This is a genomic window from Novosphingobium sp. BL-S-33 (assembly GCF_056857025.1).
In genome coordinates, this window is record NZ_CM166474.1 from 2,456,203 (window position 1) to 2,478,491 (window position 22,289).

The window sequence follows — 22,289 nt, forward strand, 5'->3', positions numbered from 1 at the left end:
ACGCGCTGATGCAAGGCATTCTCGAAATCAGCGGTCTCACAAAGACCTACGACAGCGGCCTTACGGCGCTGGACGGGGTCGACCTTTCGATCAACAAGGGCGAGATATTTGCCCTGCTCGGTCCCAACGGGGCGGGCAAGACCACGCTGATCGGCGCGGTCTGCGGGCTGGTGCGGCCGACCGGCGGCACGATCCATGCGTTCGGCGAGAACATGGACCGCCATTGGCGCCGCCTGCGCGCGCGTATCGGTCTGGTGCCGCAGGAACTGGCTACCGACATGTTCGAGACCGTGATCCACTCGGTCAATTATTCGCGCGGGCTGTTCGGCCTCGCGCCCGATGCGGCGCGGGTGGAAGAGATCCTGCGTGCGCTGAGCCTCTGGGAAAAGCGCAACGACCAGATCCGTGCTCTCTCCGGCGGCATGAAGCGTCGCGTGCTGATCGCCAAGGCCCTGGCGCACGAGCCCGAACTGCTGTTCCTCGATGAGCCGACTGCCGGTGTCGATGTCGAGCTGCGGCGCGACATGTGGGCGCAGATCTCGCTTCTGCGCGACCGGGGCACGACGATCATCCTCACCACCCACTACATCGAAGAGGCCGAGGAAATGGCCGACCGCGTGGGAATAATCCAGGCCGGCCGCATCCGCATGGTCGATGAAACGCGCGCGCTGATGAAGCGGCTGGGGCGGACGGAAGCGCATTTCCCCCTATCTTCGCCGCTCACGGCGGTGCCGGCGGTGTTGGAGGGGCTCAATGTCAGCCTGTCCGAAGACGGGATGGAACTTGTCTATCGCGGCGGCGACGGTTCGGGACGGGGCAAGGCCGAAGTGGCCGAACTCACCAAGCGTCTTGTGACGGCGGGTATCGACTACACGTCGATCGACATCCGCGAATCGAGCCTTGAAGACATCTTCGTCGATCTTCTGGAAGGAGCGGCGGCATGATCGCCTTCAACGCGCGCAGCACCTGGACCATCTACAAGCGCGAGGTCATGCGGGCCATGCGCACCGCGATGCAATCGATCCTCGGACCGGTGCTGACGACGGTGCTTTACTTCGTCGTCTTCGGCGCGGCGATCGGTGGCCGGATGCATTCGGGGCAGGAGGGTGTCAGCTACGGTGCCTTCATCGTGCCCGGCCTGCTGCTGCTGACGCTCATTGCGGAGAGCGTGTCGAACGGCAGTTTCGGCATCTACATGCCGCGCTTCACCGGTGCGATCTACGAATTGCTTTCCGCGCCGGTGGGCGTGGCCGAAACGCTGATCGGCTTCGTCGGCGCGGCGGCGACCAAGTCGCTCATCCTTGCTGCCATCATCCTCACCACGGCGACGTTCTTCGTCGACTACAGGATCGTCCACCCGGTCTACACGCTGGGCTTCATCCTGCTGGTATCCGCGACATTCTCGCTGTTCGGATTTATCCTCGGCATCTGGGCGGACAGTTTCGAGAAGTTGGGGATCGTGCCGGTGCTCTTCGTTGTGCCGCTGACGTTCCTGGGCGGCACGTTCTATTCGATCGGCATGCTGCCCGAGCCGTGGCGTTCGGTGGCGATGGTCAATCCGGTGGTCTATCTGGTGAACGGTCTGCGCTGGTGCTTCTATGGCAAGTCGGACTTCCCGATCGGCATTTCCCTGATCATGACGCTGGCATTCCTCGCGATCTGCATTGCGCTCATCGCATGGATCTTCCGCACCGGCTGGCGCCTGCGCGCCTAAGGCGTTAACGCTTTGGTCGTTAACTTCTTGGGCCGCTAACTTTCTGGTATGTCGATGCGTTTGTTGGGTCTGCCGCTGCTGCTTGTTGCAATTCCTGCACAGGCACAGACTCCCGTTACTTTGCCTGTAGCCCCCGGAAACCCGGCGGAAGCGGCCCCGGTCATAGTGCCGGTGGAGCCGCTTGCGCTCGCATTGCCGGCTTATCCGTGGCCCACGCCGTTCGTCCCATGTGGCCCGCCGCGCCTGCCCGAAAACGTGCGCGCCATGCTCGAATCGGCGATCCGCACCGGCGATTCGGCTACGGTTGCCGCCGTCGTCAGAGTTGCGCTGGATACCGAGCCTTACGACAAGGACGAGATCCGGGCGATGAAGAAGAGCTACGACGACGAGGCTGCCCGCCAGCTCGCCGCCAAGGCCAATGCGGAAACGCAGCGCATCCGCCAATCGGCTATCCTTGAGCTGTGGACCGGCAAGGTCGAACTGGGCGCATTCCGCGCCACCGGCAACACCAGCAACTTCGGCTTCTCCGGCGCGCTCAATCTCGATCGCAAGGGGATCGACTGGCAGCACACGGTACAGCTGACGGCGGACTACCAGAAGGATTCGGGCACGGTTACGCGTGAGCAGTACCTTGCCAGCTATCAGGCCCGCTACACGCTGAACGACGGCCTGTTCACGTTCGGTCGTACCCAGTGGGAAAGCAACGAAATCCAGGGCTTCCGCGATCGTTACTCGCTGTCGGGCGGCCTTGGTTACCGGGTTATCAAGCGCAGCGATCTGGCGCTGTCGGTGGAAGTCGGACCGGCGGTGCGCCGCACGCGGTTTGTGGTGGATCCTTCCGAGACGACATGGTCGACGCTGACCTCGCTCGATTTCAGCTGGAAGGTCGACAACACCCTGAAGCTCACGCAGACCGCGTCTTCGTATATCGAGACCGGCAACAGCACCTTCACCACGAATACCGGTATCGAGGCCGGGATGTCGAAAAGCCTGAAGGCCAAGCTGTCCTATTCGTTCTCCCACGAGTCCTCGCCGCCCGACGGTACGCTCAGGACGGATACCATTTCGCGGTTCTCGCTGGTCTACGGCTTCTGAATTGGATAACGGGCGGGGCATGAACCCCCGTTTCGAATTCTCCATCCACGCCACCGACGGCAAGGCCCGCACCGGCGTCATCAAGATGCGTCGCGGCGAAATCCGCACGCCCGCCTTCATGCCGGTCGGTACCGCCGCCACGGTGAAGGCGATGAAGCCGCAGGATGTGCGCGCCACCGGCGCCGACATCCTGCTGGGCAACACTTATCACCTGATGCTGCGCCCGGGCGCCGAGCGCGTCGCGCGGTTGGGCGGGTTGCACAAGTTCATGAACTGGGACCGCCCGATCCTGACGGACAGCGGCGGCTATCAGGTCATGAGCCTGTCGGACTTGCGCAAGATCACCGAGGAAGGCGTGACGTTCGCCAGCCACCTTGACGGTTCGCGCCATCTGCTGACGCCGGAACGCTCGATGGAGATCCAGCGGCTGCTCGGCTCGGACATCGTCATGTGCTTCGACGAATGCCCGAAGATCGATCAGCCGCGCGACGTGATCGCGCGTTCGATGGAGATGTCGATGCGCTGGGCGAAGCGCAGCCGCGACGCTTTCGACAGCGGCGGCGAGCATGCCGCCAACTCGGCGCTGTTCGGCATCCAGCAGGGCGCGCTTGACGAGGGGCTGCGCAAGACTTCAGCCGATGCGCTGAGCGAGATCGGCTTCGACGGCTACGCGATCGGCGGCCTCGCCGTGGGTGAGGGGCAGGAGGCGATGTTCGCCACGCTGGAATTCGCGCCGCAGCAGCTTCCCGCGGATCGTCCGCGCTACCTGATGGGCGTCGGCAAGCCCGACGACCTGGTGGGCGCGGTGGAGCGCGGGGTCGACATGTTCGATTGCGTTCTGCCCACCCGCTCGGGCCGCAACGGGCAGGCCTTCACCTGGAATGGCCCGCTCAACATGCGCAATGCCCGCCATGCCGAGGACAGTGCCCCCATTGACGAGCGCTGCAAGTGCCCGACTTGCGGCACTTATAGCCGCGCCTATCTGCACCATCTCGTGAAATCGGGAGAGATGCTCGGTGCGATGTTGATGACGGAGCATAATATCTATTTCTATCAGCAACTTATGCAGGGTATGCGCGATGCTATCGCCGAGAGCCGGTTCGCGGCTTTCGCGGCCGATTTCCGGCGCGATTATTTCGGCTGATATGTCGGCATTTTAACTTCCTCCCCCGATTGGGCCGGCTTTAACGGTCAGGTTTTGATTTGGGGGATTTAATGAAAAGGTTTGTTGCCTCGGCATCGCTGGCGGCGCTTGCCTGGGCCGGTCTTGCGACGACCGCGCAGGCGGCACCGACGGCACAGGCTGAGAGCGTGGAGGCCGTGGCGGCGCTCTTCGGTACGCGTGAAGCGGTGGACGGCGTCAGCATGTCGCCAAGCGGCATGAAGATCGCGATGATCCAGTCGATCGGTCGGAACGGTACCGCGGTTGCCGTGGCCGAATACGACAAGGATGCGAAGCTGCGTACGCTGGTGGTTTCCAACACCGCGGCCGAAAGAATTCGGCATTGCTCCTGGCCGTCCGACAATGAACTGGTTTGCAGCGTCTCGGTGGCGACCAGCGACCTGACTTCGTTCACGCGGCTCGTGGCGCTCTATCTGGACGGTAAGCCGCTCAAGGTAGTTACCCCGGCCGAGAGTTCGCGCGCTGTCGGCTTCGCATGGTACGGCGGCGACATCATCGACTGGACCGGTGCGCGGCCGGGCGAAGTGCTGATGCTGCGCCAGTTCGTGCCCGAGCAGCAGATCGGAACTCACCTTGCCAGTTCCCTTGAGGGGCTGGGCGTCGAGAGCGTGGACGTGCGAACGCTGCGCCGCACCACGATCGAGAAGCCCAACACCGATGCGACGGATTACATCACCGACGGTCGGGGCTCAGTGCGGATCAGAGGTCTGAATCCCACCACCAGCGGCGGGTACGACACCAATGTCATCAACTACTTCTACCGAACGAAGGATTCGCATTCGTGGGATCTGTTGAGCCGGGTCACCCTCAATGCTTCCGGTTCGGACAGCGGTTTCCAGCCGGTGGCGGTCGATCCCACGCTGGATGCAGCCTATGGCTTCGAGCGCAAGGACGGCTATCTGGCGCTCTATCGAGAGAAGCTGGACGGCAGCAAGGCGCGCGAGCTGGTGTTCAGCAAGCCCGGGATAGAGGTGGACGATCTCGTCCGTCTGGGGCGCACGCAGCGGGTGGTCGGCGTGTCCTATGCCGGCGACTATCGAAAAGCCGAGTATTTCGACCCCGAACTGGCGAAACTGCGCAGCGCCCTGGGCAAGGCTTTGCCGGGATCGCCCCTGGTGGATTTCGTCTCGTCCAGCGAGGATGAGAGCAAGCTGGTGATGTTCGCGGGTAGCGATGTCGATCCGGGGCGTTACTATCTTTATGACAAGGCAACCCGCCATCTCGAAGAAATCCTGCCGCTGCGGCCGGCGCTTGCGGGGCGCAAGCTGGCCGAGATGAAGCCGGTCCAGTTCCCGGCCGCCGACGGGACGATGATCCCCGGCTATCTGACTCTGCCGCCGGGCAGCGATGGCAAGAACCTTCCGGCGATCGTCATGCCGCACGGCGGTCCTTCGTCGCGTGACGAGTGGGGTTTCGACTGGCTGGTGCAGTTCTTCGCGGCGCGCGGCTTTGCGGTGCTTCAGCCGAATTTCCGTGGCTCGGCAGGCTTCGGGGAAGCCTGGTTCGAGAAGAACGGCTTCCAGTCATGGCGGACGGCCATCGGTGATGTCGACGACGCGGGCCGCTGGCTGGTTTCGAGCGGGGTCGCCGCAAAGGACAAGCTGGCGATCGTCGGCTGGTCCTATGGCGGCTATGCCGCGCTCCAGTCAGGCGTGCTCGATCCGGGGCTCTTCAAGGCGATCGTGGCGATCGCGCCGGTAACCGATCTCAGCGTTTTGCGGCAGGACCACCTTAATCGCACCGACTATCGGCTGGTCGATCAGCAAATCGGCAACGGCCCCCACGTAGCGCAAGGTTCGCCTGCGCAGAACGTCGGCGCGATCCAGGTGCCGGTGCTGATGTTCCACGGCGATTGGGATCTGAACGTCAATGTTCATCAGTCGCAGATCATGGAACGGCGCTTGCGCGATGCCGGCAAACAAGTGGAACTGGTGACGTTCCCGGGGCTTGCCCACTCGCTGGACGACAGCGCGGCGCGCACGAAGGTCCTGGAGCAGAGCGACGGTTTCCTGCGCAAGGCATTGGCCCTGCCGACTACCGTAGCCAGTAACTAGTGCGGTTAGTCGCGTTTTTCCGGGTTATCAGGTGACTTCGCCTGATAACCCGAAAAACGCTCTAGCAGCAGGAAACTTCCAGCCGGGTTCCGGGGTAGGCGACGAAGCGGCCGCTTCGCAGATCCAGGAATCCGGCGCCGATCTTGCTTGCGAAGCGCTGGGCGAGATCGAGGGTCGTGTACCATTTGCCGGTGCGATGGGGGGTGATGAAACGGAATCGAGACATAGTGCTGGTTCAATGCCCGCGAACCATGTCGGTTCCCTGACAAGTCCGTCGATTCACCGCGTTTTCCGGCACTTCGTCGCCTCGCGACGATGCAGGGCAAAAGAAAAGGGCGGCTCCGAAGAGCCGCCCTTCCTAATCCTGGTCCGGAGACCCGAAACTCTTAGCGCGAGTAGAACTCGACGACCAGGTTCGGTTCCATCTTCACCGGGTAAGGCACTTCGTCCAGCGTCGGAACGCGAACGAAAGTCACCTTGTCGGTGCCGTCCTGAGCGACGTAGTCAGGAACGTCACGCTCGGGAAGAGCCTGCGCTTCGACGATCAGGGCCATTTCCTTGGCCTTGTTGCCGAGGCTGACAATGTCACCGACCTTCACGCGACGCGAAGCGATGTTGCACTTCACGCCGTTGACGCGGATGTGGCCGTGCGAAACGATCTGGCGAGCCGCGAAGATGGTGGGCGCGAACTTGGAACGGTACACAACCATGTCCAGACGCTGTTCAAGCAGGCCGATCAGGTTCTGGCCGGTGTCACCCTTCATGCGGGCGGCTTCCTGGTAGGTGGCCTTGAACTGCTTCTCGGTCACGTCGCCGTAGTAGCCCTTGAGCTTCTGCTTGGCGCGCAGCTGCAGACCGTAGTCCGACAGCTTGCCCTTGCGGCGCTGGCCGTGCTGGCCCGGGCCGTAGCTGCGGCGGTTGACCGAGCTCTTGGGACGGCCCCAGATGTTCTCGCCCATGCGGCGGTCGAGTTTATACTTGGCGCTTTTACGCTTCGACATAAGTCGTCTCCTTTTCTGCTGCCGCTTCCACTGTGGAAACGGTCCATGTTTTCCCGGGGCGCACCATCCAGCCTAATGCGCTGGATGCGGCCGCCGCTTCACCGGGGTGCGGGGCCGAATGGACAGACCTGTCAAGAAGGCAGGCGCCATGTGAAGGGGTGCCCCATACGGGCTCGGGGGTGAAAGTCAAGCGGATAAGCCGAAAAACGGCTCAACTACGCGGGCGACGCTCGTTTCCGAGGGCAGAGAGCACACCGCGAAGGGTGCGCACTTCGAGGTGATTCCAGCCCGGCTTCGTGAGAAGGTTGCGCAAGGTCAGCCGATTGGCCGCCGCACGCGTTTCGGGCCAGAAATAGTTTTTGGGTTCGAGCAATTGCTCGAAGTGGCCGATAAGGCCTTCCAATTCTTCCTGCGGGGCAGGGGGGAGCAGGTCCTCCACGGTCGGCTGCGCCAGTTCGCCAGAGGCGGTGACGCCCTTCGACCACTCGTAGGAGCAGAGGATCACGGCCTGCGCCAGATTGAGCGAGGCGAACTCCGGGTTGATCGGCACCGTCAGGATCGCGCGGGCAAGCGCGACATCCTCGGTTTCCAGACCCGAACGCTCGGGGCCGAACACGTAGGCCGAACGACCTTGTGCCTCATGCACTTCGCGCGCGGCCTGTTCCGGCGTGACAACCGGCTTGGTTACGCCGCGCTTGCGGACGGTGGTGGCGTAGACGTTGGCGCAATCGGCAACGGCTTCGGCCAGCGTCTCGTAAACTTTCGCGTGTTCCAGCACCGTGTCGGCGCCGGCGGCGGCGGGACCGGCTGAGGGATTGGGCCAGCCATCGCGCGGAGCGACGAGGCGCATCTCGGTCAGGCCGAAGTTGAGCATGGCGCGCGCGGCCTTGCCGATGTTTTCGCCCAGTTGCGGGCGGACCAGCACGATGACCGGCTTGTTCATGTCAGCCATTGTCGCCGTCCTTTGCTGCGCCCTTGGTGGCACCTTGCCCGGCCACATCGCGTACGGTGCCGGCGAATGCCTCGAAATCGCGCGCTTCGTTGAACGCGCGGTAGACCGAGGCAAAGCGGATGTAAGCGACCGAATCGAGCTGGCGCAGGCCCTCCATCACCATCTCGCCGATCTCGCGCGAGGGGACTTCGGATTCGCCCAGCGTTTCGACCTGACGCTGCACGCCGGAGACGAGCTGGTCGATCTTCTCGCGCTCGATCCCGCGCTTGCGGCAGGCGAGGGTGACCGATTGCTCGATCTTGGCCCGGTCGAACGGCTCGCGGGCATCGTCGCTCTTCACCACGGTGATTTCGCGAAGCTGGACGCGTTCGAACGTGGTGAAGCGCGCGCCGCAGCTTGAGCACTGGCGGCGGCGGCGGATCGACGTGTTGTCCTCGGTCGGGCGACTGTCCTTGACCTGGGAATCATCGTGGGCGCAGAAAGGACAGCGCATTCAGTCAGTTACTTTCAATTTCCAAGGATGGCCTCAGGGCCGCACGCGCTTGTAGAACTGGTATCCCGCACCGACCGCAAGGCCGAGCGGGATCGAGACAAACGGCAGCACGGCACCGGCGACCGCCCCCGCCGCGCCCCAGAGCAACACGGGCTTGGTAGACGGATGGTCGAGGCCATCCTGCAACATTCCGGCAAGCTCGTGGCGAGCGTCCGAGATGAAATCACCGGTGTCGTTGGGGCGTTCGGGGTCGGTCATGGCACTGGGGCTCCTGGATCAGTCCTCGTAGATCGGGAAACGATCGCACAGCGCTTCAACGCGCGCGCGCACGTTCTGCTCCACCTGAGCGTCGCCTGCTTCGCCGCACTTGGCAAGGCCGTCGAGCACGTCGGCGACCATGTTGCCGATTTCGCGGAATTCAGCCGGGCCGAAACCGCGGGTGGTGCCGGCGGGCGAACCGACGCGGATGCCGCTGGTCTTCATCGGCGGCAGCGGATCGAAGGGGATGCCGTTCTTGTTGCAGGTGATGCCCGCACGTTCCAGCGCCTCGTCCGCGTCCTTCCCGGTCACGCCCAGCGGCGAGAGGTCGATCAGCGCGAGGTGGGTGTCGGTGCCGCCCGAAACGATCGCGGCGCCGCGCTCCTTGAGCGTGTCGGCGAGGACCTTGGCGTTCTCGATCACGCGCGCGGCGTAGTCCTTGAATTCGGGACGCAGCGCTTCACCGAAAGCGACGGCCTTGGCGGCGACGACGTGCATCAGCGGGCCGCCCTGAAGGCCGGGGAACACCGCCGAGTTGATCTTCTTGGCCAGCGCCTCGTCATTGGTGAGGATCATGCCGCCACGCGGGCCGCGCAGCGTCTTGTGCGTGGTGGTGGTGGCGATGTGCGCGTGCGGGAAGGGCGAGGGGTGCAGGCCCGCAGCCACGAGGCCGGCGAAGTGCGCCATGTCGACCTGGAACAGCGCGCCCACGGCGTCTGCGATTTCGCGCATGCGCTTGAAGTCGATCACGCGCGGATAGGCGGAGCCGCCGGCAATGATCAGCTTGGGCTGGTGCTCCTTGGCAAGGGCCTCAACCTCATCGTAGTCGATCAGGTGGGTGTCCTTGGTCACGCCGTACTGCACGGCCTTGAACCACTTGCCCGAAAGCGCGGCGCGGGCGCCGTGCGTAAGGTGGCCGCCGGCATCGAGGCTCATGCCCATGATGGTGTCGCCGGGCTTCACGGTGGCGAGCAGCACGGCGCCGTTGGCCTGCGCGCCCGAGTGGGGCTGCACATTGGCGAACTGGCAGTCGAACAGCTGCTTGGCGCGTTCGATGGCGAGCGTTTCGACTTCGTCCGAAGGCTCGCAGCCCTGGTAGTAGCGCTTGCCGGGGTAGCCTTCGGCGTACTTGTTGGTCAGCACCGAGCCCTGTGCTTCAAGCACGGCCTTGGAGACGATGTTCTCCGATGCGATCAGCTCGATCTGCTTGCGCTCACGCTTGAGTTCGTGGCCGATGGCCTTGGCGACGGCGGGGTCGCTCTGGGCCACGCTGTCAGTGAAGAAGCCCGGGGAACGGATGGCGGTTTCGACGGTCATGTTCTGAAAGCCCCTTCAGAAGGACGGATTGGAAAGCTTTTCGACGCGGCCCGCGTGGCGTCCGCCACCGAATTCGGTCGAGAGGAAAGCGTCGAGGCAGGCCTTGGCCATGTCGATGCCGGTCAGGCGGGCGCCCATGGCAATGACATTGGCGTCGTTGTGCTCACGCGCGAGCGCGGCCGAGAGCGGCTCGGAAACGAGCGCGCAGCGGCAGGCCGGATCGCGGTTCACGGCGATCGAAATGCCGATGCCGGAGCCGCAAAGAGCGACGCCGAACTGGGCGGTGCCGTCGGCGACGACCGAGGCCAGCTTGTAGCCGTAGTCGGGGTAATCGACACGGTCGGCGGTTTCGGGGCCGAGATCGGCAACTTCGTGGCCGAGTTCGATGAGGTATTCGCGCAGTTCGGCCTTGAGGTCGACGGCGGCGTGGTCAGATGCAATCGCAATGCGCATGGGAGCGGTGTGCCTGTCCTGATGCGGGGATTCGTTTGCGCATCCCCTTAGTCGTGACTTCGTCGCAATGCCACCATTGTCCGCCCCATGGGGCGCAATTAACGGGAATGGGCATAATAGCGCCGATTTATAGTGCCGAAAGCCTCTTGTCCGGCGCGATTGACAGGGATGGCGGCGGGAAGGATGTTCTCCGTTTCTCGAAAGGGGTTAGCGGTGAAGTCGGCAAAGCCATTTGTTCTTGCGCTCCTTCTTGCGGTGATCCTGGCCGTGTTGGGGACGACGCCGCCTCGCTCTGCGTCTGTCGAGGCGCCTGCCGAAACGTTCTCCGCCGGACGGGCGATGACGGACATCACGCGCATCGCCCGCGCGCCGCACCCCAGCGGATCGCAGGAGCATGCGGCTCTGCGCGGCTATCTGATGAACCGGCTCGGTGCCTTCGGCATGACAGTGCGCACGCAGCAGGGCCTGTTTCCCGCAGACGTGCGCGACCAGCTGAACCGGCGCAGCGGCGAAAACCGGGCGGAAATCCCGCTCGTCAACATCGTGGCCGTGCTGCCCGGCAAGGATCGCGATCTGCCGGCGGTGGCGCTGATGGCGCATTACGACAGCGTCTGGGGTTCTCCCGCCGCAGCCGACGACGGGGCGGGCGTTGCCTCGATACTGGAAACCGTTCGGGCGCTTGCACAGGATCGCGAACGTCGCCGCGACGTGATGGTGATCCTCACCGATGGCGAGGAAGCGAACCTCAATGGTGCGAGGCTGTTCTTCGGTCAGGCGCCGGAAGCGCGGCAGATCGGCGCAATCATCAATCTTGAGACGCGCGGGGGCGGGGGCAAGGCCAACTTGTTCCAGACTTCGGCCATGAATGGCGATGTGGCGCGGCTCTGGGCCTCGTCCGTGCCGCACCCGGCGGGGACGTCGCTGGCGACCTTCATCTACAGCGTGCTGCCCAACGACACCGATCTCACCGTGGCGCTGCCGCACGGTTATCCGGCGTGGAACTTCGCGTTTATCGGCAGGCCGGCGTTCTATCATTCACCGCTGTCGACCGCCGCCAATCTCGATCGGGGCTCGCTCCAGCAGATGGGCGAACAGGCGCTGGGGCTGGCGCGGGCGATGGCAAATGCGCCGGAACTGCCCGGCAAGTCACCCGACATCGTGTTCTTCGACGTGTTCGGACTTTTCGCGGTCCACTACGCGGCGTGGTGGGGTTGGGTGATGCTGGCGGTCGGTTTCGCCGGCTATGCGGTGCATGCTTTGCGGCGTTTCGAGGGGCGGGCGTTCGTGGGCGGGCTGGGGCGCATGCTTGGGCTCGTCATCGTGACCGGCGCTGCGCTTTACTTGCTCAATCTGCTGTCGGGCGCGGATGGGCCGGTGAACTATTATGACCGGCTCGCGGCGATCCCCCGCCTCCAGATCATGACCTTCTGCGCCAGCCTTGCCGCGGCGCTGCTGGTGGTTGGGCGGAAGCCGGATAGGCCCGCCGGAGAGGCTGGTCTTGTCCTGCCACTGTGGCTGGCCGGCGCGGCGTTCCAGATTTTCGCGCCGACGGCCGCCTATGTGCTGACGATACCGCTGCTGCTGGGCGGCGTTGTCGCTCTGCTGAGAGCGTTCGAGTTCGGCAGCGTGGTTCGTACGGCCGAAGTGATCGTGGCCGGCGTGGTCACGGGCTATATGTTGATGCTCGGCTATTTGCTGATGCAGGCGGTGGGCCCGACCATGCCGATGGTGGCGGTACTGCCGCTTGCGGTCACCGTTTGCGCGCTGGTGCCGCTGCGTGCGCCGGTTTCGCTGCGGGGATCGCAGGTATTGACCGTTCTCCTCCTGCTGGCGGCCGTGGGTGTTGCGCTCTGGGTTCGGCTTGACGCCCCGGCGCTGAGCATCCCGGTCTACGCGCCGAGGTAAGAAAACCCGCGCAGGCAAAGAAAAACGCCCGCAACCGGAGTTGCGGGCGTTTCTGAAGTGTCCGGCTTTCGACCGTTACTGGTCGAGGAACGAGCGCATCTTGCGGCTGCGGCTCGGGTGCTTGAGTTTGCGCAGCGCCTTGGCTTCGATCTGACGGATACGTTCGCGGGTGACCGAGAACTGCTGGCCCACTTCCTCAAGCGTATGGTCGGTGTTCATGCCGATGCCGAAGCGCATGCGCAGCACGCGCTCTTCACGCGGCGTGAGCGAGGCAAGGACGCGGGTGACCGTTTCCTTGAGGTTCGCCTGAATCGCTGCGTCGACCGGGATGATCGCGTTCTTGTCCTCGATGAAGTCGCCCAGATGCGAATCTTCCTCGTCGCCGATCGGCGTTTCGAGCGAGATCGGCTCCTTGGCGATCTTCATCACTTTGCGCACTTTTTCGAGCGGCATCGACAGGCGCTCGGCCATTTCTTCCGGCGTCGGCTCGCGGCCCTGCTCGTGAAGGAACTGGCGGCTGGTGCGGACTAGCTTGTTGATCGTTTCGATCATGTGGACCGGGATACGGATCGTGCGCGCCTGATCCGCGATCGAGCGCGTGATCGCCTGACGGATCCACCAGGTGGCATAAGTCGAGAACTTGTAGCCGCGGCGGTACTCGAACTTGTCGACCGCCTTCATCAGGCCGATGTTGCCTTCCTGAATGAGGTCCAGGAACTGCAGGCCGCGGTTCGTGTACTTCTTGGCGATCGAGATCACCAGGCGCAGGTTCGCCTCGACCATTTCCTTCTTGGCGATGCGCGCCTCGCGCTCACCCTTCTGGACCATGTTGACGATGCGGCGGAACTCGGGAAGCGCCATGCCGGTGGCAGCGGCGATGTCCGAAACTTCGGCGCGGATGCGCTCGACCGGATCGGCCTCTGCCTCGGCGAAGGCGGCCCACTTCTTGTCCTTCTTCGACATGTCCGACAGCCACGCGTCGTCCAGCTCGCGACCCACGTAGGTCTCAAGGAAGTCCGCGCGCTTCACCTTGTGGCGCTCGGCCAGACGCAGCATCTGGCCGCCAAGGGCGGTCAGGCGGCGGTTGAAGGCGTAGAGATTGTCGACGAGGTATTCGATCTTCGTCGCGTGGAACTTCACCGATTCGACTTGCGCGGTCAGTTCCTCGCGCAGCGACTGGTACTGCTCTTCCTTGGCGGCGGGGAAGTCGATGCCCAATGCAAGCGCGTCGAGGCGCTCGGACTGGAGGCGTTCGAAGGCCCGGAACAGCTCGGTGATGAGGATGAACTTTTCAAGCGCTTCCGGCTTGAGGGCCGCTTCCATCTGCGCGAGGCTGAGGGTGTTGTCTTCCTCCTCCTCTTCGACCGGACGCTTGGCACGGGGCTCGCCATCCTCGTCCAGTTCGTCGACGGTTTCCTCTTCCTCGGCCTCGTCGTCCTCCTTGAACGAGGGGCCGGCGGTCTTTTCGCTGATCTCGCCGTCGTCGTCGCCTTCACCGTCTTCCGACAGGCTTTCGGGCGCAGGCTCCTTCGAGAGCATCGCGTCGAGATCGAGGATCTCGCGCAGCTGCATCTCGCCGTTGTTGAGCGCTTCGGACCACTGGATGATGGCGTGGAAAGTAATCGGGCTCTCGCAGAGGCCCAGGATCATCATGTCGCGGCCGGCTTCGATCCGCTTGGCGATGGCGATTTCGCCCTCGCGGCTGAGCAGTTCGACCGCGCCCATCTCGCGCAAATACATGCGCACCGGATCATCGGTGCGCTCAACCGTTTCTTTCTTCTTGGCGTCGACCACCATGCGCGGCGAAATCTCGTCGCCATCGGCCTCTTCCGACTCGCGGTCGTCGTCCTGGCTATTGTCGGCGTCTTCGTCACTCTCGACGATATTGACGCCCATTTCCGAGATCGCGGCCATAATGTCCTCGATCTGGTCGGTGGACATCTGGTCCTGCGGGAGGGCCTCGTTCAGCTCGTCAACGGTGATGACACCCCGGCGCTTGGCGCGGGCGATCAGCTTCTTGATCGAGGCCTCGTTGAGGTCGATCAGCGGCGCATCGTCGTTGGTATCGCCGGTGTTGTCGTTTTTGCTCATCTATCCGCCGTTTTCCCCGTGCCTACGCCCTGATTCTAAACAATCATGACGAAGCCGCCTGCCTAGTAGCCATTTGCCTTAGGCGACTATCGAATTCCAGCTTTCTCTTGAGAAGACGTTGCTGTTCGGCAAAAGCCTCATCCGATAGTTCGCTTTCGAAGCGGGATGTTGCCTGCGCCAAAGCCGCTTCCAGTACCGGACGCTCCACCAAGAGATCGACGGCCTGCACAAGATCCTCTGCCGCCTGATCCGCGCTTGCGTCAGGATTTAAGAACCCGAAGCGCAATCCGGAGTATTCTGCGGTGCCGGGGATCTCCAGGCCACTGTTCGACAATATGGTGGCAAGAGCCTCGCTTACAAGCGGTTCCTTCGCATGATGGTTCACGTCGTAGCAATCGAGCAGCAAGGAAAAGCGCGGATCGAGGCCGGGGGTGCGGGCCAACGCTTCGGCATGGCGCGCGATCTGGTCGGGCCATCGGATCAGGCCGGCAAGGACGGCGGCGGAAAGACCATCCCGCGCGCCGCCCGAGGCGGCCTTGCGCAGGCGTTCAAGCGATTCGGGATCCGATTCGGGCAGGGGGCTCCAGCGGCCTTTCTGGAAGTTGCCCCGCCCACCGCCGCCGCCACGCTGGTTCCATTGGCCGGGGCGAGACTGGCCGCGATCCCCTTGTTGCCAGCGGCTTTCGCGCTTGGGAAAGGCGAACTCCGAATAGCGGTCCTGAAGCTCGCGGCGATAGAGGCTGGCGATATCCGGATGCTGGATCGCGTCGACATGCTCCATCAGGCGGGCCTTCAACCCGGCCTTGTCCTCAGGCGTCGTGAGCGGCTGGGCATCGCGTTCGACTTCCCAGAGCACGTCGACAAGGCTTTTCGCGGTGCCGAGGATGTCCTCCATGGCCCGCGCGCCCTTGGCCTTGATGAGGTCGTCGGGGTCCATCCCTTCCGGCAGGCGCACGATTCGCAGGGAGTGGGCAGGGCGCAGCAGCGGAAGTGCCCGCGTGACCGCACGCATGGCGGCGCGCTGACCGGCGGCGTCACCATCGAAGCAGAGAACCGGCATTTCGACATGACGCCACAGCATCTCGATCTGGTGCTCGGTCAGCGCGGTGCCGAGCGGGGCAACGCATTCGCCGATTCCCGCTGCGGCCATGGCGACGACGTCCATGTAGCCTTCGACCACCACCATCCGGCCGGACTGGCGTGCGGCAGGTGCGGCGCGATGAAGGTTGTAGAGCGTGCGTCCCTTGTCGAACAGCGGCGTATCCGGAGAATTCAGATACTTGGGGGCCTCAGTTTTATCCTTTGTGAGGATGCGGCCGCCAAAAGCGATGACCCGGCCGCGCGCATCCTCGATCGGTAGCATGAGGCGGCCGCGAAAGCGGTCGTAGGGATCGCGGTTCTCGACCTCGATCCTGAGGCCCGCCTCGATCAGCATGGCCTCGGGGAACTTGCTGAGCGCCTCTTTCATCGCCTGCCGGCCCTCCGGCGCATAGCCGAAGCCGAAGCGCTGGAGGGTATGAGCGTCGAACCCGCGCGTTGCCAGATAGCCGCGCGCCGCTTCGCCGCCGGGCGAGGATAGGTTGTTCACGAACCATGCTTGCGCATCGGCCATGACGTCGTGAAGCGTATCGCGCTTTTCCGCCGCCTTGGCCGCGCGCGGATCGTGGGCAGGGACGTCCATCCCTGCTTCGGCTGCCAGTTCCTTGACCGCATCCATGAAGGACAGGCCCTGATGGTCGGTCATCCAGCGGATCGCATCTCCATGTGCGCCGCAGCCAAAGCAGTGATAGAAGCCCTTTTCATCGTTGACGGTGAAGCTGGGAGACTTCTCGTTGTGGAACGGGCAGCAGGCCTTGAACTCGCGCCCCGCCTTCTGGAGGCGGGTGGAGCGACCAATCAGCGCCGACAGCGTGGTGCGGGCGCGAAGCTGGTCAAGCCATTGAGGGGTAAGCACGGTCCTGCCGCCGTTCCGTCAGGTTCAGGCCAGCGCCGCCTTCACCCAGCCCGAAGCCTTGCCCATGTCGAGTTCGGCGCCGTGGCGCGCCTTCAGTGCGGCGACGACCTTGCCCATGTCCTTCATGTTCTCGGCACCGACTTCGACCTTGATGGCCTCGATAATGGCCTTGGTCTCTTCCTCGGACAGCTGCGCGGGCAGGAAGGTTTCGATCACGGTCATTTCGGCCTTCTCTTCGGCGGCCTTCTCGGGACGGCCACCTTCCTCGAAGAGCTGGATCGATTCGCGGCGCTGCTTCACCATCTTCTGGAGCACGTCGATTACCATGGCATCGTCGTCCGGCAGAGAATCGGCCGTGCGCAGTTCGATGTCGCGGTCCTTGATCTTGGCAAGGATGAGTCGGACTGCGGCCAGGCGCGGCTTGTCGCCGGCTTTCATCGCAGTGATCTGGGCGGCCTTGATCGAATCACGAAGCATTGGTTTCCTGCTGTTCTGATAGGTTTGGGGAATTGTCGTGGCGCAAAAGTAGCAAGTCGCGCGCCAAATTGCACCTCTCGCGCCTTGACGCGGTGCACAACCCTGTCTAGCGGGCGGGCCTTAGCACACATAGTCAGAAACGCCGTAAACGGAGCGACCCACCATGGCCGACGCCGCATATACGCTTGCGCCCAAACCTGAAGGGGCGACAGGCGTTCTCGTCCTGAGCGATGGACACGTGGTCTGGGGCCGCGGCTTTGGAGCCGTCGGCGAAGCAGTCGGCGAAGTCTGCTTCAACACCGCGATGACCGGATATCAGGAAGTGATGACTGATCCGTCCTACGCGGGCCAGATCGTCACTTTCACTTTCCCCCACATCGGCAATGTCGGTGTCAACGACGAGGATCTCGAATCCAAGGTCGATGGCGCTGTCGGCTGCGTCGTCCGCGAGGACGTGACGCTGCCTTCGAACTTCCGCTCTGCCGGTGAGTTCGGCGATTGGCTTGCAGCCAAGGGCAAGGTCGGTCTCGCCGGGGTCGATACCCGCGCGCTGACCCGCCGCATCCGCCTGCAGGGCGCGCCCAATGCGGTGATCGCCCATAACCCGGAAGGCGAATTCGACATTCCCGCACTGATCAAGCGGGCGCAGGAATGGCCGGGCCTTGAAGGCATGGACCTTGCCAAGATCGTCAGCCGCGAAATCCAGGAGGGCTGGGAAGGCTCGACCTGGGAACTCGGCCAGGGCTTCGGTAACGGCGAGGGCGATGCGCGCCCGCATGTGGTCGCCATCGACTACGGCGCCAAGGACAACATCTTCCGCAATCTGGTGAAGGCCGGTGCGCGCGTGACGGTGGTTCCCGCCGAAACGTCGCTCGACGCGATCCTCGCGCTGGAGCCGGCGGGCGTGTTCCTCTCGAATGGTCCGGGCGATCCGGCGGCGACCGGCGAATATGCCGTGCCCGTCATCAAGTCGCTGCTCGACCGTGACGTGCCGATCTTCGGCATCTGCCTTGGTCACCAGATGCTCGGCCTTGCGGCCGGCGCCAAGACCTCGAAGATGCACCAGGGCCATCGCGGCGCCAACCACCCGGTGAAGCGCCTGGACGACTCCGTCGTCGAGATCACCTCGATGAACCACGGTTTCGCGGTCGATAACCAGTCGCTGCCCGAGAACGTCGAGGAGACGCACGTCTCGCTGTTCGACGGTTCGAACTGCGGCATTGCGATCAAGGGCAAGAAGGCCTTCGGTGTGCAGTATCACCCCGAAGCCAGCCCCGGACCGCAGGACAGCTTCTATCTCTTCGAAAAGTTCGTGGGGATGCTGGCCTGATGGGCGTCACGGGTCGGTTTCTTGCTGCGGCGCTAGCGCCGTATCCCGCATCGGCGATCATTGCCGGTGCGGATCAGCGAGATTTCGACCCGGCATGTCGCTTTGCCTATGCACTGGGGTTCCCGGCGTTCGCGCCGGCAACCCGTGCAAAGCAAGGTGCCATATAATGACCGCTCTTATCGACCACATGATCGCTTACTATATTGCCGGACAGGCTGCCGAACTCTCGGTTGCGCCGCGTTTTTACCCTTACGGTGAATTGCAGCTCATCTTCGAGGACAAGATCTCGGTAGCCGTCCGCAAGTTCGGCCCCAAGGTGCGCAAGCATTCGAAGGAAGCCGGCCAGGCCTTCATCGACCGGATGCTCGAAACGGGCGCCTGGTCGACCACCGAAGGCGAGTACGGCGGTTCGATGCATCAGTTTCAGGCTGACCGGTTCAAGGCGGTGATCCGCGAGGAACAGGACAGCAACCCGATCATTCTCAAAGCCAAAGCCGAAGGCCCGGATTACTGGGACAAGGCGTTTGGCGAACTGGTGGCCTAGGCCGCCAGTCCGACATACAAGACACACAGGACACCCCAGGACAGCCCATGCCCAAGCGCACAGACATCTCCTCGATCCTCGTCATCGGCGCCGGCCCGATCATCATCGGCCAGGCCTGCGAATTCGACTATTCGGGGACGCAGGCGATCAAGGCGCTGAAGGAAGAGGGCTACCGGGTCATCCTGGTGAACTCCAACCCGGCGACGATCATGACCGATCCGGACATGGCCGACGCCACTTATGTCGAGCCGATCACGCCGGAAGTGGTCGCCAAGATCATCGAGAAGGAGCGCCCGGATGCGGTGCTCCCGACGATGGGCGGCCAGACCGCGTTGAACTGCGCGCTGGCGCTGTTCAACGACGGCACGCTGGAGAAGTTCGGCGTGCAGATGATCGGCGCCGACGCCGATGCCATCGACAAGGCCGAGGATCGCCAGCGCTTCCGCGACGCGATGGACAAGATCGGCCTCAATTCGGCCCGTTCGGGCGTGGCCCACACCATGGACGAAGCTTTCGCCGTGCTCGAACGCACGGGCCTGCCTTCGATCATCCGCCCCAGCTTCACGATGGGCGGCACCGGTGGCGGCATCGCCTACAACAAGGCCGAGTTCGAGGCGATCGTCCGCTCGGGTCTCGATGCCTCTCCCACCACCGAAGTGCTGATCGAGGAATCGCTGCTCGGCTGGAAGGAGTATGAGATGGAGGTCGTGCGCGACAAGCACGACAACTGCATCATCATCTGCTCGATCGAGAACGTCGATCCGATGGGCGTCCACACGGGCGACTCTATCACTGTCGCGCCGGCGCTGACGCTGACCGACAAGGAATACCAGATCATGCGCAACGCCTCGATCGAGGTGCTGCGCGAGATCGGCGTCGAAACTGGCGGTTCGAACGTGCAGTTCGCGGTCAATCCGAAGGACGGTCGCCTGATCGTCATCGAGATGAACCCGCGCGTTTCGCGCTCCTCGGCGCTGGCTTCGAAGGCCACGGGCTTCCCGATCGCGCGCGTCGCGGCGAAGCTGGCCGTGGGCTACACGCTCGACGAGATCATGAACGAGATCACCGGCGCCACGCCGGCCGCGTTCGAGCCGACCATCGACTACGTCGTCACCAAGATCCCGCGCTTCGCTTTCGAGAAGTTCAAGGGCGCCAAGAACGACCTGACCACCGCGATGAAGTCGGTGGGCGAAGTCATGGCTATCGGCCGTAACATCAAGGAATCGATGCAGAAGGCCCTGCGCGGCCTTGAAACCGGTCTCGACGGCTTCAACCGCGTGGTCGAGCTGGAAGGTGCCGGCCGCGACGTCATCACCGCCGCGCTGTCGCGCGCGACGCCGGAGCGTCTGCTGCATGTCGCGCAGGCCTTCCGCGAAGGCTTCACGGTGGATGAAGTCCACGCCATCGCCCACTACGACAAGTGGTTCCTGCGCCACATCGAAGAGATCATCGCCGAAGAGGCGCAGATCATGAAGCACGGCCTGCCGGTGGATGCGCAGGGTCTGCGCCGCCTGAAGGCCATGGGCTTCTCGGACAAGCGCCTTGCCACGCTGGCCGTGCGTTCGGTCGGCGTTGCCGGCGGCATGGGCGAGACTCAGGCCAAGCGCTCGGGCCTGCTGCACGACACCCTGCTCGCCATGACCGGCGCCACCAGTGAAGAGGAAGTGCGCAAGCTGCGCACGAAGCTGGGCGTGCACCCGGTGTTCAAGCGCATCGACTCCTGCGCGGCCGAGTTCGAGGCGGTGACGCCTTACATGTACTCGACCTACGAAGCCCCGATCTTCGGTGAGCCCGAGAACGAGGCAAATCCGTCCGACCGTAAGAAGATCGTGATCCTCGGCGGCGGTCCCAACCGCATCGGTCAGGGCATCGAGTTCGACTATTGCTGCGTCCACGCCTGCTTCGCGCTTTCCGAAGCCGGCTATGAAACCATCATGGTCAACTGCAACCCCGAGACCGTCTCGACCGACTACGACACCTCGGACCGCCTCTACTTCGAGCCGCTGACCGGCGAGGACGTGCTGGAAATCCTGCGCGTCGAGCAGTCGAAGGGTGAGCTTGTCGGCGTGATCGTGCAATTCGGCGGCCAGACCCCGCTCAAGCTGGCACAGACGCTGGAAGACGCCGGGATCCCGATCCTTGGTACGTCGCCCGACGCCATCGACCTTGCCGAAGACCGCGAGCGTTTCTCGGCGCTGGTCGAAAAGCTTGGCCTAAAGCAGCCGGCCAACGGCATTGCCCGCAGCCGTGACGAGGCAGTGAACGTCGCCAACCGCATCGGCTACCCCGTGCTGATGCGCCCCAGCTACGTGCTCGGCGGCCGCGCGATGGAAATCGTCGACAGCGAACAGCAGCTCGACAACTACATTGCCACCGCCGTTCAGGTTTCCGGCGACAGCCCGGTGCTGATCGACCAGTACTTGCGCGACGCCATTGAGTGCGACGTCGATGCGCTTTGCGATGGCGATCAGGTCGTCGTTGCCGGTGTCATGCAGCACATCGAGGAAGCGGGCATCCACTCGGGCGACAGCGCCTGCACCCTGCCGCCCTACAGCCTCTCGGCCGAGATCATCGCCGAGATGGAGCGTCAGGCCGAAGCACTGGCCTTTGGTCTCAACGTGCGCGGCCTGATGAACATCCAGTTCGCGGTGAAGGACGGCGAGGTCTACCTGATCGAGGTCAACCCGCGTGCCTCGCGCACCGTGCCCTTCGTCGCCAAGGCGCTCGGGCAGCCGGTCGCCAAGATCGCCTCGCGCGTGATGGCGGGTGAAAAGCTGGCCGACTTCCCGCCGTTCAAGCGTGATCTGCCCTACATGGCGGTCAAGGAAGCGGTGTTCCCGTTTGCGCGCTTCCCCGGCGTCGATCCGGTGCTCAGCCCCGAAATGAAGTCGACCGGCGAAGTCATGGGCCTCGATGCCGACTTCCCGCGCGCCTTCCTCAAGGCCCAGCTCGGCGCCAGCATGCGCCTGCCCGACAGCGGCACCGTGTTCGTCTCGGTGAAGGACAGCGACAAGGCCGTGATCCTGCCCGGCGTGCAGACGCTGGTGAAGGAAGGCTTCAAGATCGTCGCCACGGCCGGCACCCACAAGTACCTCAGCGAAGCCGGCGTTCCGGTGGAACTCGTCAACAAGGTGGCGGAAGGCCGTCCGCACATCGTCGACAAGATCGTCGATGGCGAAATCGCGCTGATCTTCAATACCACCGAAGGGTGGCAGAGCCTGAAGGACTCGCAATCGATCCGCGCTTCGGCGCTGACCGGCAAGGTTCCGTACTTCACCACGGCCACCGCCAGCGTCGCTGCTGCACAGGCAATTTCCGCACTGCGCGGGACCCAGCTTGAAGTGCGTTCGTTGCAGGATTATTATAGCTGAAATCGATCTAGCCTCCCCACATCGCTGCGGATCGGCCCAGTCCTCGGGAATGACCTGAGGGACGGGACAGGAAACTAGTCTCCCTCGACTGGTTTCG

18 protein-coding genes are annotated in these 22,289 nt (G+C 63.7%); 9 read left to right on the forward strand and 9 right to left on the reverse strand.

From position 1 onward, the window contains the following. The first annotated feature begins 8 nt into the window (after nt 1–8). From AC1VVM_RS11520 to AC1VVM_RS11540, 5 genes are all read left to right on the forward strand, one after another. A complete protein-coding gene (locus AC1VVM_RS11520; RefSeq protein ID WP_482904036.1) occupies nt 9–944 on the forward strand; it encodes an ABC transporter ATP-binding protein in 936 nt (311 codons plus the stop codon). Further along, a complete protein-coding gene (locus AC1VVM_RS11525; RefSeq protein ID WP_482904037.1) occupies nt 941–1,714 on the forward strand; it encodes an ABC transporter permease in 774 nt (257 codons plus the stop codon). Before AC1VVM_RS11520 ends, AC1VVM_RS11525 begins: the two co-directional genes overlap by 4 nt. A gap of 54 nt (nt 1,715–1,768) precedes the next feature. Further along, on the forward strand, nt 1,769–2,809 hold the full coding sequence (locus AC1VVM_RS11530) for a DUF481 domain-containing protein (RefSeq protein ID WP_482904038.1): 1,041 nt from the start codon (nt 1,769–1,771) through the stop codon (nt 2,807–2,809). 19 nt (nt 2,810–2,828) lie between these two features. Continuing rightward, a complete protein-coding gene (gene tgt / locus AC1VVM_RS11535) occupies nt 2,829–3,953 on the forward strand; it encodes a tRNA guanosine(34) transglycosylase Tgt (protein WP_482955076.1) in 1,125 nt (374 codons plus the stop codon). A gap of 71 nt (nt 3,954–4,024) precedes the next feature. Continuing rightward, on the forward strand, nt 4,025–6,046 hold the full coding sequence (locus AC1VVM_RS11540) for an alpha/beta hydrolase family protein (protein WP_482904040.1): 2,022 nt from the start codon (nt 4,025–4,027) through the stop codon (nt 6,044–6,046). 386 nt (nt 6,047–6,432) lie between these two features. Here AC1VVM_RS11540 and rpsD read toward each other — a convergent pair whose 3' ends face one another. The 6 genes from rpsD to rpiB form a co-directional block, all read right to left on the reverse strand. Further along, a complete protein-coding gene (gene rpsD / locus AC1VVM_RS11545) occupies nt 6,433–7,047 on the reverse strand; it encodes a 30S ribosomal protein S4 (protein ID WP_132385268.1) in 615 nt (204 codons plus the stop codon). 211 nt (nt 7,048–7,258) lie between these two features. Continuing rightward, nucleotides 7,259–7,999 carry an RNA methyltransferase gene (locus AC1VVM_RS11550; protein ID WP_482904041.1) on the reverse strand — a complete coding sequence of 247 codons (741 nt, stop codon included), beginning with the start codon at nt 7,997–7,999 and terminating at the stop codon, nt 7,259–7,261. Further along, nucleotides 7,992–8,492, reverse strand: coding sequence for a transcriptional regulator NrdR (gene nrdR, locus AC1VVM_RS11555; protein WP_132385270.1), 501 nt, complete (start codon nt 8,490–8,492; stop codon nt 7,992–7,994). The genes AC1VVM_RS11550 and nrdR overlap by 8 nt, the downstream gene beginning before the upstream one ends. Nucleotides 8,493–8,525: 33 nt before the next feature. Beyond that, the gene (locus tag AC1VVM_RS11560) at nt 8,526–8,750 is read right to left on the reverse strand and encodes a hypothetical protein (protein WP_132385271.1); all 225 of its coding nucleotides are present in this window, start codon (nt 8,748–8,750) and stop codon (nt 8,526–8,528) included. 18 nt (nt 8,751–8,768) lie between these two features. Further along, a complete protein-coding gene (glyA, locus tag AC1VVM_RS11565) occupies nt 8,769–10,067 on the reverse strand; it encodes a serine hydroxymethyltransferase (RefSeq protein ID WP_482904042.1) in 1,299 nt (432 codons plus the stop codon). A gap of 15 nt (nt 10,068–10,082) precedes the next feature. After that, on the reverse strand, nt 10,083–10,520 hold the full coding sequence (rpiB, locus tag AC1VVM_RS11570; RefSeq protein ID WP_482904043.1) for a ribose 5-phosphate isomerase B: 438 nt from the start codon (nt 10,518–10,520) through the stop codon (nt 10,083–10,085). Between the two features lie 213 nt (nt 10,521–10,733). On the opposite strand from rpiB, the gene AC1VVM_RS11575 reads away from it, so the two are divergent. Beyond that, nucleotides 10,734–12,425, forward strand: coding sequence for a M28 family peptidase (locus tag AC1VVM_RS11575; RefSeq protein ID WP_482955077.1), 1,692 nt, complete (start codon nt 10,734–10,736; stop codon nt 12,423–12,425). Nucleotides 12,426–12,500: 75 nt separating this feature from the next. On the opposite strand, the gene rpoD is transcribed toward AC1VVM_RS11575, so the two are convergent. Genes rpoD through AC1VVM_RS11590 form a run of 3 tightly spaced genes read right to left on the reverse strand, consistent with a single transcriptional unit; the run spans nt 12,501 to nt 16,947 of the window. Next, nucleotides 12,501–14,516: an RNA polymerase sigma factor RpoD gene (gene rpoD / locus AC1VVM_RS11580; protein ID WP_132385275.1), complete on the reverse strand. Its 2,016-nt coding sequence runs from the start codon at nt 14,514–14,516 to the stop codon at nt 12,501–12,503. A 43-nt stretch (nt 14,517–14,559) separates the two neighbouring features. Then, entirely contained in the window at nt 14,560–16,470 is a 1,911-nt protein-coding gene (dnaG, locus tag AC1VVM_RS11585; protein ID WP_482955078.1) for a DNA primase, read from the reverse strand. Between the two features lie 24 nt (nt 16,471–16,494). Next, on the reverse strand, nt 16,495–16,947 hold the full coding sequence (locus AC1VVM_RS11590; RefSeq protein ID WP_482955079.1) for a GatB/YqeY domain-containing protein: 453 nt from the start codon (nt 16,945–16,947) through the stop codon (nt 16,495–16,497). Nucleotides 16,948–17,110: 163 nt separating this feature from the next. Between AC1VVM_RS11590 and carA the strand changes: the two genes are divergently transcribed. The 3 genes from carA (at nt 17,111) to carB (ending at nt 22,192) form a co-directional block, all read left to right on the forward strand. Beyond that, nucleotides 17,111–18,277 carry a glutamine-hydrolyzing carbamoyl-phosphate synthase small subunit gene (gene carA, locus AC1VVM_RS11595; RefSeq protein WP_482904047.1) on the forward strand — a complete coding sequence of 389 codons (1,167 nt, stop codon included), beginning with the start codon at nt 17,111–17,113 and terminating at the stop codon, nt 18,275–18,277. 166 nt (nt 18,278–18,443) lie between these two features. Next, nucleotides 18,444–18,821, forward strand: a complete 378-nt coding sequence (locus AC1VVM_RS11600) for a hypothetical protein (RefSeq protein ID WP_132385279.1) — start codon at nt 18,444–18,446, stop codon at nt 18,819–18,821. 47 nt (nt 18,822–18,868) lie between these two features. Then, a complete protein-coding gene (gene carB / locus AC1VVM_RS11605) occupies nt 18,869–22,192 on the forward strand; it encodes a carbamoyl-phosphate synthase large subunit (RefSeq protein WP_132385280.1) in 3,324 nt (1,107 codons plus the stop codon). Nucleotides 22,193–22,289: the final 97 nt, after the last annotated feature.